Below are 14,410 nucleotides of genomic sequence, written 5' to 3' on the forward strand. Positions count from 1 at the left end.
GGGGCTGTTTGCTTAGTGCTTGGCACTAAGAAGACCAATTACTTCTTGGCAATTACGTTGAAGCTCATGGTGAAATCGTCCATGATGGCTTTGTCGCCGATGCTTTCGAAGAACGACTTCGAGCCGTACTTAATTTCGAATTTGGTCCGGTCGATGGTAGCCGTGCCGCTGGCCGAGGCTACGCCGCCTTTCACGCCTACTTTGGCTGGGAAGGTGATTTTCTGGGTGATGCCCTTGATGGTCAGGTCGCCGGCTACGGTGGCATTGTTGCCGTTGGCGTCGCCTTTCAGCGGAGTTACGCTGGTGATTTTGAAGGTGGAGGTTGGGTTCTTATCAATGCTGAAGAAGTCCTCGGAACGCAGGTGACCCACCAGTTTGGCGTTGTACTCCTGCTCCTTGATGTCCTCTACTTTCAGCGAGTTCATATCCACCACGAACGTGCCGCCTACAATCTGGCTGCCACGCACCAGTACATCACCTTCCTTGAACTGCACCGAGCCGTTGTGCTGGCCGGTTACTTTTTTGCCCAACCAGCCCAGCGTGCTCAGCTGCGGCTGCAGCTTGTACGCCGTAGAGGCAGCCTTTTCAGTGCCGGGCGTTACTTTTTTCTGGGCGGAAGCCGGAGCAGCGGCGAACAGGGCAGCAACCAGCAATGCTGGCAGGAACATTTTTTTCATGACAGAGAAAACAAAAAGGGGTGAAAAGGGCAAGCGAACATAACTGAAACCGTCAGTCGCGGATTTTATCGAGCAGGTTGCTGAGTTGAGTAGCTTCCTCCAGGGTCAGGTTTTGCAGCCCGAGCTGCTGGTTTTGCATCACGGCATCCAGCTGCCGCAGCAGCTCCAGGCCGGCTTCGGTAATGCGGATATCCACAGCCCGGCGGTTACTGGGGCACACGGTACGCGTTACCAAATGCTTTACTTCCAGCTTATCCACAATCCGGGAAGCGTTGCTAGTTTTATCCAGCATCCGCTCAATCAGCAGATTCACCGTGGCGGGCTTGGGGTGCTGGCCACGCAGAATGCGCAGAATGTTAAATTGAGGCAGCGTCAGACCAAATTCCTTGAACTGGCCGCTTTGCTGCTGCTGCAGCCAGCCCGTAGTGAACACTAGGTTAATATGGGCTTTCTGGTATTCGTCTTTGAAAGTTGACTGCTTGATTTCGTCCTCAATTTTCATTGTACACGGGATAAGACCGAAAGGCACTGCAAATATATGTACATACATTTAATGTTGCAACACCGTTCCGATAATTTCTACAAACTTAGAAGAAGCCGACACAACTGCCGGCCGCCGGGCAATTATAGTGCCCGAGAGAAACGTCCGGGGGCGGCTGCCGTAAGCAACTCCATTCGTTCCCTTTACTCTCCGTATCTCATGAAAAAACTACTGCTTCCACTGGTTGCCCTGGCATTGGGGGTAACTTCGGCCGCCCAGGCCCAAACCGCTCCGGCCACCGTAGCTGGCCCCGTTGCTACCGCCCCTTCCGACCGTTTTCAGATGCAAGGCGGTGAGGTGGTATTGATGCAGGGCAAGCGCCCGACGGCACTTAACAAGAATGTGCTGCTCTCTAACGGCACTAAAATCAACTATAAAAGTGGAATTGTTGAGTTTCCGGGCGGCAAAATCACCACGCTGAAAGAAGGCGACTACGTGCGCCCCAACGGCGACGTGGTTTTTGCCACGCCGGCCAGCGCCGCGCAGGCCCGGGGCGACAACACGGTACCGGCCACAACTAAGTTCGACACTTATGTTGATCCGCGTCCCGCTCCCGCCACGCCCGCCGCTATGGAAACCCGCCTGGGGGAAATGAACACCAAAATCAGCCTGATGGCGGAGAAAATCCAGCTACTGAACCAGAAAATAACCCTGCTGGGCACCAATGCTCAACGCCCCACCGACACGGCTGCCCTGGACCAGAAAATCCAGGCCATCGACGCGAAGCTAAAGTAAGGAATACGGAGGAATGGTGCGCGCATCATTCCTCCGTATTCCTTAGCATTCCTTCCTGCTCCCGCACCAGCCCGAATGGCTCGTCGCGGAGGATCAGGAAGCCGTCCAGGTCACACACATCGGCCAGACTACTGATCTGCAGCGCCGACCAGATACCCAAGGAGGTTTCCACCATGCAGCCGAGCATCGTTTGCAGGCCGTGGGCGCGGGTTTCGCGCAGAATCCGCAGACCGTTGAGGTAGCCGCCGGCCTTCATCAGCTTCATGTTCACCCCATCGAACTGACGGGCAATGTCGGCGAAATCCGCTTCGTCGGTCACCGACTCATCGGCAAATACCGGGCAGCCGAGTGTGCCTTTCAATGCCCGGTAATCAGCGGAACAGGTAGCGGGCAGGGGCTGCTCCAGCAGGCGCACATGGAGGCCCGGCAACTGCCGGATTTGCTCCCAGCTTTGGCGCAGGCTGTCGGCATCGGCCCAGGCTTCATTTCCATCAATGATGAGTGGCCGGCCTGGAAACAGGCGCGTTACTTCACGCAGCAACACCACCGCCCCGTCGCGGTTTACTTTTACTTTCAGGAGCGGAAAACGGCCCAGCTGCTGCTCCTGCGCAAACGTGGCCACCTCGCCCGGCTCCATAATGGGGATGGAGGCGGCCGTGGGCACCGAGCCAGCCGGGGAGGCCACACCCAGCCACTCTCCCACCCGCTGCCCGGCCCGGGCCGCCGCCCGGTGTACGAAGGCCGATTCCAGGGCAAACCGAAGGGCGTGAGCCGGGGTATGCGTGTTGAGAAAAGCCGTCAGCTCCGGCAGCGTTTCGCACTGGCCCAGCCCGGCCGTACACAACTGCTCAAATTCCGCGGTCAGCGCCTCGGGGGTTTCGCCGTAGCGGACGTTGGGCGCGGCCTCGCCCCGACCTTCGTGGCCGTCACCTGCTACCTGTACCAGCAGGTTGGTTTTAAAGGTGGAGGCATTGCGCGAGATTTTCCAGGTGTAGCGCAGGGGCAGATGCAGCGGGGTGAGCGTCCAGGTGAGCATGGGTAGGAATAGCGGAAATTGCCGGAGGAAAGCAGCAGGAAGCAGCAGCGGAGCCGTAGCCTGAAGCCCCCGGCGGCCCAAACTACGGCATAGGCCACATTTCACAGCACGGAGAAACCTATCTTTGCCGGATTCCCACTGATTCCTTTTCCTTCTGATTTGCCGCGTATGAAGTTTTCGCGCCTCTCGCTTCTGGTCCTGCTGCTACTGGTAGTGGCCGCCATTCTCACGGTCCTGGCCGCCCAGACGCCGCCTTTGCTCGACCCCACGGTGGCCCTGGTGGCCCGGTGGCTGTTCCTGGCCGCCGTGCTGGCTTTGGCCTGGCAACGCCGCTCCATTACCTTCTGGATTGTGGTGAGTATGCTGGTGGGTGCCGAAATCGGCCACGATTTTCCCCGGCAGGCCGTGGAGCTGAAAGTGCTCAGTGACGTATTCTTGCGGCTGGTAAAAACCATTATTGCGCCGCTGGTATTTGCCACGCTGGTAGTGGGCATTGCCGGCCACGCCGACCTGAAACAGGTGGGCAAGATGGGCCTGAAGGCGCTGGTGTATTTTGAAGTCGTGACCACCTTTGCCCTGTTCATCGGGCTGGCCGCCATCAACCTCACCAAGGCCGGTGCCGGCGTCGACCGCAGCGGTATTGCCGCCGATACCGAGCAGCTGGCCACCGTGAAGCAGTCTACGGCCGACATCATTCTGCACATCTTCCCCGAAAACATTGCTAAATCCATTGCCGAAGGCCAAGTGCTGCAGGTGGTGGTGTTTGCCATCATCTTCGCCATTGGCCTGGCGATGGTGCACCAGAAGCACCGCCAGCCCATGCTGCAATGGACGGAAAGCCTCTCGGAAGTGATGTTCAAGTTCACCAACGTGGTCATGTTCTTTGCGCCGCTGGGCGTAGGCGGGGCCTTGGCCTACACGGTAGGCAAAATGGGCTTTGCACCGCTGTTGAATGCATTTAAGCTGCTGCTTACGCTATATGGCGCACTGGCTGCCTTCCTGCTGCTGGTGCTGGTGCCCATTGCGCTGCTGGCCCGCATTCCGCTCAAACGCTTTGTGAAAGCCATTGCTGAGCCAGTGAGCATTGCCTTTGCCACCACGTCCTCAGAAGCTGCGCTGCCCCGGGCCATGGAAGCCATGGAAGGCCTCGGCGTACCGCGCCGCATTGTGGCTTTCGTAATGCCCACGGGCTACTCCTTCAACCTCGATGGTACTACGCTGTACCTCTCGCTGGCCGCTATTTTCGTGGCGCAGGCGGCGGGTGTGGACCTGTCGTTCGGTCAGCAACTGGTGATGGTGTTTACGCTGATGCTGACCTCGAAAGGCGTGGCGGGCGTGCCCCGCGCCTCGCTGGTGATTCTGCTGGCTACAGTGGCTTCGTTTAATCTGCCTTCCTGGCCCGTATTCATCATTCTGGGGATTGATGCACTGATGGATATGGCCCGCACTGCAGTAAACGTTATCGGCAACTGCCTGGCTACGGCGGTAGTGGCCCGCTGGGAAGGGGAATTCATCGACAACTACGTGGCCCCCGAGCCGGTGCAGGAGTTGGCCGTAGCCGACAGCGCGCTGGCAGGACATGCACACTAATTGCACTTTACAGAATAATTTTTTTAATCTTTTTAACATTCCCGCTTTTCGATATGAAAAGCGGGAATGTTTTTTTCGGAGCTGTGGTAGTACGTAAACGTCTGATTTCCGTATGCTCATCGAGTTTATGCGTAATTCCGGCCGGGGAATTATTTGGTTGTGCAGGAAGCCGTTATTTTTGGACTTCTGCCGCCACCACCTTTCGTCATTTAGCCTTTTTCGATGATTCAACGTTACGCGCTATGCTTCTGCCTTTTGCTGGCCATTGTACTATCGGGCTGTAAGTCCACGGAAAAGGCAGTTTACCGCACTATCCGCTCCAATAACTCGGTGGCGCTGGGCCGCCTGCCCAAGCTGGAGGCCGTAGTGGAGCCCGGGCCGCTGGTAGTGGCCGATGACGCCCACCCCGACGACGCCAGCAAAGTGTTCCGGCAGGAACTGGCCTACCACTTGGCGGAAGCAGTGGATGACAGTTTGCGCTACGGGTACGCCAAACTGCTGGTAACGCGCGCCGAACAGCAGCGCACTGGCCGCGTATTGCAGGCTTTTCAGATGCTCACCCTGATGACACCCAGCCTGCTCGGGATTCCGCTGGAGTGGTACCGCACCGAGGTAAAAGCCGAAATCCAGATTATTGATGCTCACGGGGAAGTCATTGGTACGTACTCGGGTACCGGCCGCAGCAAGGTGCGCGTGGCCATGTACCACGGCTATAGTCAGTCGAAGGCCGCGCGCCTTTCCGATGTGCAGGGCCTGCGCATGGCCCTCGACGAAATCCGCCCCAAGCTGGATGCCGATTCCGACACGCTCCGCCAGCAGCTGGTAGGCACTGGTCCGGTGGAGGAAATCATCGGCTCGGCAGAAATGAAGTAAGCAAACCAGGAAAGGGAGAAAGTAGAAAGGCAAAGCTCAGGATAACCGGGCTTTGCCTTTTTACTTTCTCCCTTTCCTGCTCCTGCTCGTCTTACCCCAAAATAAACAACCTGCAACCCCGCCGGCCCGGTCGAATCTGCTAACTTTGTTTCCCGTTATGCCAGACCGAACCCCTACCCCCACGGCTGCAACGGCCAAGTACATTTTCGTCACCGGTGGAGTGACGTCCTCGCTGGGCAAAGGCATCATCTCGGCCTCCCTGGCCAAGCTGCTGCAGGCCCGCGGCTTCCGGGTCACCATCCAGAAGTTCGACCCCTACATCAACATCGACCCGGGCACGCTCAACCCCTACGAGCACGGCGAATGTTACGTCACCGACGACGGGGCCGAAACCGACCTCGACCTGGGCCACTACGAGCGGTTCCTGAACGTGCCCACCTCCCAGGCCAACAACGTGACGACCGGCCGCATCTACGACCACGTCATCACAAAGGAGCGGGAAGGTGCCTACCTCGGCAAGACCGTGCAGGTAGTGCCCCACATCACCGACGAAATCAAGCGGCGCATGCTGCTGCTGGGCCAGACCGGCCAGTTCGACGTGGTGATAACCGAAATCGGGGGCTCGATTGGCGACATTGAAAGCCTGCCCTTCGTGGAATCGGTGCGGCAGCTGCGCTGGGAATTACCCGAGAACAGCTCCCTCGTCATTCACCTCACGCTGCTGCCCTACCTGAAAGCGGCCGGCGAGCTGAAAACCAAGCCCACCCAGCACTCGGTGCGGGATTTACGCAGCGCCGGCCTCCAGCCCGATATTCTGGTGTGCCGCTCCGAATACCCGATTCCGGCCGAAATGCGCCGCAAAATCGCGCTGTTCTGCAACGTCAACATCAACTCCGTTATCGAGAGCCTCGACGCTGACAGCATCTACTCGGTGCCGCTGCTCATGCTGAAAGAGCACCTGGATGAGCGGGTTATCAAGAAGCTGAAGCTGCAGGGCGGCGCAGCCCAACCCGATCTGGACGTGTGGAAGGAGTTCCTGGGCCGGCTGAAAAACCCCACCGAGGAAGTGACCATTGCGCTGGTGGGCAAGTACGTAGAGCTGCCCGACGCTTACAAATCCATCATCGAATCCTTCGTACACGCCGGCGCGCAGAACGAGTGCAAAGTAACCGTGCGCAGCATCCAGAGTGACCACTTGAGCGCCGAAAACGTGGCCCAGCAGTTGCACGGCGTGGATGGCGTACTGGTGGCGCCGGGCTTCGGGGAGCGGGGTTTCGAGGGCAAGATTGCCGCCGTGCAGTACGTGCGCGAGAACAACATTCCCTTCTTCGGCATCTGTCTGGGCATGCAGGTGGCCGTGGTAGAATTCGGCCGCAACGTGCTGGGACTGAAGGACGCTTCTTCCACCGAGATGGACGCCCAGACGCCCAATCCCGTTATTGCCATGATGGAGGAGCAGAAGAACGTAACCCTGAAAGGTGGCACCATGCGCCTGGGGGCTTATGAGTGCGAGCTGCGCCGGGGCTCCAAGGCCGCCAAAGCCTACGGCCGCAACCACATCAGCGAGCGGCACCGCCACCGCTACGAGTTCAACAACGAGTACCTGAAGCAGTACGAGGAAGCCGGGATGCTGGCCTCGGGCCGCAACCCCGAAACCGGGCTGGTAGAAGTAATTGAGCTCAGCAACCACCCGTGGTTTGTGGCCGGCCAGTTTCACCCCGAGCTGAAAAGCACCGTGCAGAACCCGCATCCGCTGTTTGTGCGCTTCGTGCGCGCCGCCATTCAGTACCGCAAGGGCTAAACAACACAGCGTAGCAAGCACGCCATACTTGATCTATCGTCCGCTGGCCGACAGATCAAGTATGGCGTGCTTTTTTACTCATTTCTACTGCCAATACTGGCAACCGGCAAATATTCCCCTGACAAGTCCGACCTTTGCGGCAGCGTTGCCGGATTTTTGCTGGGGGCGCTGCGTCTTACTTTCATTGTCTTCACCATTACCTGAATGGACAGAAATTCAGCAATTGGCCTGTTTCTGATTGCGGCCTTGCTTCTGATTTACCTCCAGTTTGCGCCTAAGCCGCAACCGGAGCCAGCGGCCCCCGCCAAAACCGCCGCCGCTGCTAAGCCCGGCATCGTGCCCCCTGCCCCCGATTCGGCCGCCCTGGCAAAGCAGCTGGGCTCGTTTGCCGCTGCTGCCTCGGGTTCGGCCCAGACGATGGAGCTGAAAAACGACCGACTGACGGTGACGTTTTCCTCGAAAGGGGGCCGCGTGCAGGCCGTGCGCTTGGCCGACTACAAAACGTTCTTCGGCAAGCCACTGGATATCTTCGATGCCCAGAGCGCCCAGCTGGATACCCGCTTCCGCACCACCGACGGCCGCCAGATCAAGCTCTCGGACCTGTATTTCCGGGCCGAGCCGCAGGGCAGCAACGCGCTGCGCTTCGTGGCCGAGGTGGCCGGGGGCCAGATTGAGCAGCTCTACACGCTGCCAGCTAATAGCTACGAGCTGAGTTACAACCTGCGCTTCAACAACCTGACCGCCACGCTGGCCCAGGAGGCCCTCACGTTCACCTTCGTGGACAACGTGCGCCAGACCGAGCAGGACCGCAAGCAGAACCGCAACCACAGCACCATCAACCGCTACCTGGTATCGGGCGACCACACGGCTCTTGCCGAGGCTTCCGAAAAACCAGAGGAAATCAAGGTGGAAGAACCCCTGAAATGGGTGGCGCACAAGCACGATTTCTTCGTGGCCGGTATCATTGCCGACAACCAGTTCAGCTCGGCGCAGCTCAACTCCACCGTTGACCTCACCGACACGACAACCATCAAAACCCTCAGCAGCACGCTGCAGATTCCGGTGGCCGATGTGCAGCAGGGCAAAGCCAACTTCCGCTTCTATTTCGGTCCCAACTCCTTCAGTACCCTGAAGGGCGTGGCTCCCGATTTCGACCGGAACGTGTACCTGGGCTGGGGCCTGTTCCGCTGGGTAAACCGCTTCGTGATTCTGCCCGTGTTCCACTTTCTGGAGCAGTTCATCAGCTCCTACGGCATCATCATCGCGCTGCTGGTTATTCTGATCAAGCTGGTGACTTGGCCGCTCACGTACAAAACCTATGAGAGCCAGGCCAAGATGAAGGTGCTCAAGCCGGAACTGGACGCCATCAAGGAGAAGTATCCCGACGACCAGGTGAAGCAGCAGCAGGAAACCATGAAGCTGCACTCCAGCATGGGCGTGAGTCCGCTCAGCGGCTGCATTCCCACCCTGCTCACCATCCCGATTCTGTTCGCCATGTTCCAGTTCTTCCCGAACGCCATTGAGCTGCGGCAGCAATCCTTTCTGTGGGCCCACGACCTGAGCACCTACGACAGCCCTATCCGGCTGCCGTTCGAACTGCCGTTCCTGGGCAGCCACATCAGCCTGTTCACGCTGCTGATGACGCTCTCGACCCTGGCCATGACCTACCAGAGCAACCAGAACAACCCAGCAGCCATGCAGGGCCCGATGAAGTTTTACAGCTACCTCATGCCGCTGGTATTCTTCTTCGTACTGAACAGCTTCGCCGCTGGCCTGACCTGGTACTACTTGGTATCGAACCTGGTGACGATGGCACAGCAGGCTATTACCCGCCGCTTCGTGGATGATACTAAGCTGCGCGCCAAGCTGGAAGCCAACAAGGTGAAGAACAAGGACAAGAAGCCTACCGGTTTTGCCGCCCGCCTTCAGGATGCCATGAAGGCCGCCCAGGAAAAAGAAGCCCAGACCAAGCAGACGGGCCGCACGGCCAAGAACACCGACGACGATACCGACGTGGAGCCCGGCACCGGTGCTTCCGATGTGTCGCCGAAGCAGCCGCGCAAAACGCGCCGCTCCTAGCCCGATCTGCTGATTTGCTTAGCTGAAAGCCCCGCTGCCGTTCTGGTGGCGGGGCTTTTTGTTGTTCTGGCACCAAGTTTGGCTATAGCGGTTTAGCTATATTGCTTACTCCTTTTTTCTCCCTCTCCTATGTTTTCCTCTTTACGTGCTTCGTTTCTTGTACTGCTGGGCCTGGGCATTCTGCCGGCCTGCACCGTGAACTACTACGTGCCGGCTGCCACCGATGCGCCCACGGCCAGCAACTCGCCCCAGCGAAACCCACCCCGGGGCCGTTGGGAGCCGGCTCCGCGTCCGCGCACTTCGTATCCGCCCCGGCAATACCCGCCGGTAGCCCAGGCCCCGGGTCCTTCTTATCCGGCCCCATCAACCCCGGCCCCCGGCCCGGTACGCCAGACGCCCACGCCAACTTCCCCTCAAACCTACCCTACTGGTGGTGTGAAGCCCATTAAACAGCCAACTGCGCCGCCCCCTGCTCCGGCTCCAACTCAAAATCCGGCGCCGGCCCCCACCTACCCCTATACTACTGGCGGCGTGAAGCCAGTGAAGGAAACGACAATGCCGGCTCCGGCTCCAACGCCAGCTCCGGTTCCCGCCTCACCTTACCAGACGGGCGGTATAAAGCCGAGTAAGGAACTGGCCCCGCCGGCTGGCCCGGCACCGGGACATGGCGGAGTGAAACCACAGAAGGAATCAGGCGACCCTTCGCCGGCTCCCGGCGCGGAAATGCCATTTGAAACCGGCGGCATCAAGCCCAGCAAAGAAAGCGTGAATGGCCCGACTCAGGTAGCTGTGGCGGAAACACCCTCGGAAATGGGCGGTGTCAAGTCTGGCAAGGAAGTTCAGGCCGCCACGACGGAGCCGGCTATGGTATTCGGCCGCACGCCCTGCCTGGGCAGATGTCCGCATTTTACGGCCCGGATTTTTGCCGATGGCCGGGTGCAGTACGAAGGCTTCCGCTACGCGCCGGTAGAGGGCCAGCGGGAGGTGCGGCTGAGCCCGGAAATCGTGCGCAACCTGCTGCAGGCCGCCGACCAGATTGGCTTCCGTCAGTTACCTAATACCTACGGCAGCGGCGCCTCCGATATGCCCTCCACCGCCCTCACCATCACGTACCCCGATGGCACCAGAAAAGCGGTGCGGGCCGAGGATAACGTACCGGCGGAGCTGCAGAACCTGTTTACCCTGATTAACGCCCAGATTGAAAAAGCCCTGGGCGTGTCGGCCGAGCAATAGTCTTCCCCGCTGAAACCACACGAATAAAGCCCCTTTTTCCGGCCGGAGAAAGGGGCTTTATTCGTGTGGTTGACTATGGTCTTACCCCTTGCGGGCTTCGTCGTAGCGGCTGCCTACTTCCTGCCAGTTCACTACGTTCCAGAACGTCTTGATGTAATCGGGGCGCTTGTTCTGGTGCTTGAGGTAGTAGGCGTGCTCCCACACATCAAGGCCCAGAATGGGCGTACCGCGCTGAATGCCGGCAATGTCCATTAGGGGATTGTCCTGATTGGCGGTGGAAGTGACCATCAGCTTGCCGGCCTTCTTGTCGTAAATCAGCCAGGCCCAGCCGGAACCGAAGCGGCCGGTAGCAGCCTTGGTGAATTCTTCGGTAAACTTCTCATAGGAACCGAAGTCCTTGTTGATGGCAGCGGCCAGGCCGGCCGTGGGCTGCCCGCCGCCTTTGGGAGCCAGAATCTGCCAGAAGAAGGAGTGGTTCCAGTGGCCGCCCGCATTGTTGCGAATGGCATCGGGCTGCTTACTGGCAGAAGCCAGCAATTGAGCCAGGCTCAGCTTTTCCTCGGGCTTGCCGGCTACGGCTTCGTTGAGCTTGGAAACGTAGGTTTTATGGTGCGCATCATGGTGGATTTCCATCGTTTTGGCATCGATGTGCGGTTCCAGCGCATTGAAAGCGTAGGGCAAAGCGGGCAGCGTGAAGGGCCCGTCGGCCATGGGGGTAGCCCGGGCTTCGCGCAACAGCTTTTCTTCGTGGGCGGCGGCCAGCAATGCCGGGCTCACCATAGCGCCCACCATTGTCAGCAGGCCGTTTTTCAGGAAATCTCGCTTCAGCATGATCGTAAAGAGAAGGAAACAGTGGAAGGACGCAGAGGCCAGCCGAAGCCAGGCAGTTGCGCCCAAGGTAGAACTACTTACCTGAAACAAGGCCTTGCTGTTGCATTTAGCGGCTACTTTTGTGCAGGCGGGCACGGTTTTGGGTCGGGCCTGCGTTCATCTCCCGGCGTCTCCGCTGTTTCACCTGTCTGTTTCCGTATGCTGTCTGTTCGTCTGTCCTCTGCTCGCTTTCAAAAAATGGCCGCGCCGCTTCGTTTTCTGATTGTGTTACTGCTGCTGCTCAGTGGCGCGCACCTGAGCCAGGCCCAGGTGCAGCTGCGCGGCGTGGTGCGCGACAAGGAAACCCGTGAAGTATTGCCTTTTGCCAGCGTGGCCGTGCCCGGTACCAGTAACGGCACTTCCACCAACATGGAAGGCGAGTTTACGCTGGTGGTAAAAGAGCTGCCTGTAACCCTCCAGATTTCGGAGTTGGGCCACATAAAGGATACGCTCCGCGTGACTTCCGGAGCCGCCGCGCTGGACGTGGCCCTGGCTCCGGCCACTATCGTGCTGCCGGAGGTGAAGGTGGCTAGCTTCCCGTTTCAGATGGTGGACCGGGCCTTCCGCAATCTGCAGCGTAACTACCGCCGCGCGTACTACGGTAAGGCCTTTTACCGCCAGATTACCCGCATCGACGACAAGCCCACCGAGCTGCAGGAGGCAGTCTGGAACGTGAAGTCGAACCCGGCCCGCATTGAGGGTACTACATTGGCCCAGGGCCGGTACGCGGCCGTTTCGGCTCCCATCAACCTGAGTAATTTCTCGGTGTACACCCGCAAGTTTGGCCTCTTTGATGCCCAACAGGACAGCACAACCTCGCTGGCCTTGCTGAGTCCGAACGTGGAGAAGAACTACCTGCTGGAGCTGAAGGGCATTGTGGGCGAGGACTCGACGGGCGGCGTGGCCGAAATCAGCTTTGAAACCCGCCCCGAGGTGAAATATCGCGCCCAGGGCACCATCTGGATTGACATTGAAACCAACCAGGTTGTGCGCTACCGCATGGTGCAGCCCAGCTTCACGGGCAGTACCAACAACCCGCGCCAGAAGTTTACGGATGCCAAACTGACTATCGAAATGGCCTTTCGGGCCGGCGGTAAAGCCAGCGTGGCCCCGTTGGAGCTGATGAAGATGGATCTGACCACGAACCTGACCGAGCCCGGCAAACAGCCCTTGGCCATCAGCGTGTCGTCGTTCACGTATTTCTTTGATCAGGCCACCAAGGCAACCGGCCTGCCGTACGCCCGCGCCAGCCTCACCGACCGGGACCTGGACGCCATCAAGGCCAAGCCCTACGACCCCGAGTTCTGGGCCAACAACCCCGTAGTAAAGCGCACGCCCGCCGAGGACGAGGTGGTGAGTGCCTTCGAGAAAAAAGGAGCCTTTGGTTCTATGGTGAAGAAAGCGCCGCCAAAGGCCGATGTTATCATTCGCAACGGCCAGATTCGGAAGTAACACCACTTGCGAAGCGGAGCCCCCGCCGAACAACCGGATTTCCCACGTTCACAATCATCCGCAGCCCCTGACACCAGCCCCGATGTCAGGGGCTGCTTCTTTCTATTGGCCTGCCACCAGGCTACTCAGCCCAGGAACGCCACGAGCAACAGCAGCAGCAGCCCCACCAGAAACGAGCAGCCGATACCGATGCCGATGCCCTTGAGCAAGCGGGCATCTTCGGAGGTGAAGTGATTGGGGCGGTCATTGGGGCGGCGAACGGGCATGGCATAGTAACCGCGCAGGTTGAAAAAAGTGCTGACTATGGTCTTTTTGACTGCTTTTTTCTCCGTGCCCCTCCCCCGTTAGCGCAGCGTCAGGCCAGCAGAACGCGTCTTTATGCTATGAAAACAACTTCGCGCGGCCTGCTGGCGGCCGGGCTGATCCTGTTGAGCAGCCCGGCCGCGCAGGCCCAATCTACCGCCGAACTGCGCATTGCGTTCGGGTCCTGTAACCGGCATGACCTGCCCCAGCCGCTTTGGGATGATATTGCCCACGACCAGCCCCAGGTGTGGGTGTGGCTGGGCGACAACATCTACGGCGACTCCGATGACCCGAATGTACTGCGCGCCAAGTATCAGGCCCAGCTTGACCAGCCCGGCTACCGCCGCCTGCGCGAGCAGGGCACCCAGGTAATCGGGACCTGGGACGACCATGACTACGGCCGCAACGACGGCGACAAAAGCTACCCTTTCAAGGCGCAGAACCAACAATTAGCCCTCGACTTTCTGCAGGAGCCCGCCGCTAGTCCACGGCGCCAGCAGGAAGGCATTTATGCCGCGTATGAGTATGCGGTGGGCAAGCAGAAGGTAAAGGTAATCCTGCTGGACGACCGATATTTCCAGGATTCGCTCTTCCGCGACTCGGCCCTAGTGTACCACCCCAACCCCACCGGCGACGTACTGGGCGAGGCGCAGTGGCAGTGGCTGCGGCAGCAGCTGCAAAGCTCCGATGCGGATGCCAACATTATTGCCTCGGGCATTCAGTTTCTGCCCCAGGAACATCGGTTTGAGAAATGGGCCAACTTCCCGGCCGCCCGCCAGCGCCTGCTCGCCTTACTTGCCGAAACCCGGCCCAAGGGCCTGCTACTCATCAGCGGCGACCGGCACATTGGGGAAATCTCGCGGGTGCCGGTGCCGGGCCTGCGGCGGCCGGTGTACGAAATCACCTCCAGCGGCCTCACCCACCCGGCCACCCACAACACCGCCGAGGCCAACCAGTACCGAGTGGGCCCGCTGGTGAACGAGAAGCATTACGCCCTGTTCCAATTCCGGCCCCGGGGCCGCCGACTGGCCGTTACCGCCTCTCTGCGCGGCGACGACGGCAAGGTATTTTACACGGAGGAAATCAAGCTGAATCAATAATTCCCTGGACAAAACAACGCCCACCCCGAACCTTCGGAGTGGGCGTTGCTTATTGTTCGAACCGCCACTGAGGCGTTCATAATTTGGCTTCATTCAGCCTGACCATCTCGGTGGTGGGTT

The 14,410-nt window shown here is 59.3% G+C and carries 13 protein-coding genes; 8 read left to right on the plus strand and 5 right to left on the minus strand.

The features are described 5' to 3' along the window. Positions 1-38 precede the first annotated feature (38 nt). Positions 39-677, minus strand: coding sequence for a YceI family protein (locus EI293_RS15595; RefSeq protein ID WP_125439463.1), 639 nt, complete (start codon positions 675-677; stop codon positions 39-41). Positions 678-729: 52 nt separating this feature from the next. Continuing rightward, the gene (locus EI293_RS15600; protein ID WP_125439465.1) at positions 730-1,179 is read right to left on the minus strand and encodes a MarR family winged helix-turn-helix transcriptional regulator; all 450 of its coding nucleotides are present in this window, start codon (positions 1,177-1,179) and stop codon (positions 730-732) included. 198 nt (positions 1,180-1,377) lie between these two features. On the opposite strand from EI293_RS15600, the gene EI293_RS15605 reads away from it, so the two are divergent. Beyond that, positions 1,378-1,953 carry a DUF6799 domain-containing protein gene (locus EI293_RS15605; RefSeq protein WP_125439467.1) on the plus strand — a complete coding sequence of 192 codons (576 nt, stop codon included), beginning with the start codon at positions 1,378-1,380 and terminating at the stop codon, positions 1,951-1,953. 25 nt (positions 1,954-1,978) lie between these two features. On the opposite strand, the gene EI293_RS15610 is transcribed toward EI293_RS15605, so the two are convergent. Further along, positions 1,979-2,989 (minus strand): dipeptide epimerase, encoded by a 1,011-nt coding sequence (locus EI293_RS15610; protein ID WP_125439469.1) that lies wholly within the window; start codon positions 2,987-2,989, stop codon positions 1,979-1,981. 168 nt (positions 2,990-3,157) lie between these two features. On the opposite strand from EI293_RS15610, the gene EI293_RS15615 reads away from it, so the two are divergent. From EI293_RS15615 to EI293_RS15635, 5 genes are all read left to right on the plus strand, one after another. Then, the gene (locus tag EI293_RS15615; RefSeq protein WP_125439471.1) at positions 3,158-4,579 is read left to right on the plus strand and encodes a dicarboxylate/amino acid:cation symporter; all 1,422 of its coding nucleotides are present in this window, start codon (positions 3,158-3,160) and stop codon (positions 4,577-4,579) included. Between the two features lie 222 nt (positions 4,580-4,801). Next, positions 4,802-5,452, plus strand: coding sequence for a hypothetical protein (locus EI293_RS15620; RefSeq protein ID WP_125439473.1), 651 nt, complete (start codon positions 4,802-4,804; stop codon positions 5,450-5,452). A 157-nt stretch (positions 5,453-5,609) separates the two neighbouring features. Further along, positions 5,610-7,253: a CTP synthase gene (locus EI293_RS15625; protein ID WP_125439475.1), complete on the plus strand. Its 1,644-nt coding sequence runs from the start codon at positions 5,610-5,612 to the stop codon at positions 7,251-7,253. A gap of 204 nt (positions 7,254-7,457) precedes the next feature. Further along, positions 7,458-9,332: a membrane protein insertase YidC gene (gene yidC, locus EI293_RS15630; protein ID WP_125439477.1), complete on the plus strand. Its 1,875-nt coding sequence runs from the start codon at positions 7,458-7,460 to the stop codon at positions 9,330-9,332. Between the two features lie 129 nt (positions 9,333-9,461). Continuing rightward, positions 9,462-10,565: a DUF6438 domain-containing protein gene (locus tag EI293_RS15635; RefSeq protein ID WP_125439479.1), complete on the plus strand. Its 1,104-nt coding sequence runs from the start codon at positions 9,462-9,464 to the stop codon at positions 10,563-10,565. Positions 10,566-10,646: 81 nt separating this feature from the next. On the opposite strand, the gene EI293_RS15640 is transcribed toward EI293_RS15635, so the two are convergent. After that, positions 10,647-11,396 (minus strand): superoxide dismutase, encoded by a 750-nt coding sequence (locus EI293_RS15640; RefSeq protein ID WP_125439481.1) that lies wholly within the window; start codon positions 11,394-11,396, stop codon positions 10,647-10,649. Between the two features lie 237 nt (positions 11,397-11,633). On the opposite strand from EI293_RS15640, the gene EI293_RS15645 reads away from it, so the two are divergent. Next, the gene (locus EI293_RS15645) at positions 11,634-12,887 is read left to right on the plus strand and encodes a carboxypeptidase-like regulatory domain-containing protein (RefSeq protein ID WP_170170394.1); all 1,254 of its coding nucleotides are present in this window, start codon (positions 11,634-11,636) and stop codon (positions 12,885-12,887) included. A gap of 125 nt (positions 12,888-13,012) precedes the next feature. On the opposite strand, the gene EI293_RS22130 is transcribed toward EI293_RS15645, so the two are convergent. Continuing rightward, positions 13,013-13,153 (minus strand): hypothetical protein, encoded by a 141-nt coding sequence (locus EI293_RS22130; protein ID WP_170170395.1) that lies wholly within the window; start codon positions 13,151-13,153, stop codon positions 13,013-13,015. A 117-nt stretch (positions 13,154-13,270) separates the two neighbouring features. On the opposite strand from EI293_RS22130, the gene EI293_RS15650 reads away from it, so the two are divergent. Then, complete coding sequence (locus tag EI293_RS15650) at positions 13,271-14,290, plus strand: alkaline phosphatase D family protein (protein WP_125439483.1); 1,020 nt, start codon at positions 13,271-13,273, stop codon at positions 14,288-14,290. Positions 14,291-14,410: the final 120 nt, after the last annotated feature.

The organism is Hymenobacter perfusus (genome assembly GCF_003944765.1).
Lineage (GTDB): Bacteria > Bacteroidota > Bacteroidia > Cytophagales > Hymenobacteraceae > Hymenobacter > Hymenobacter perfusus.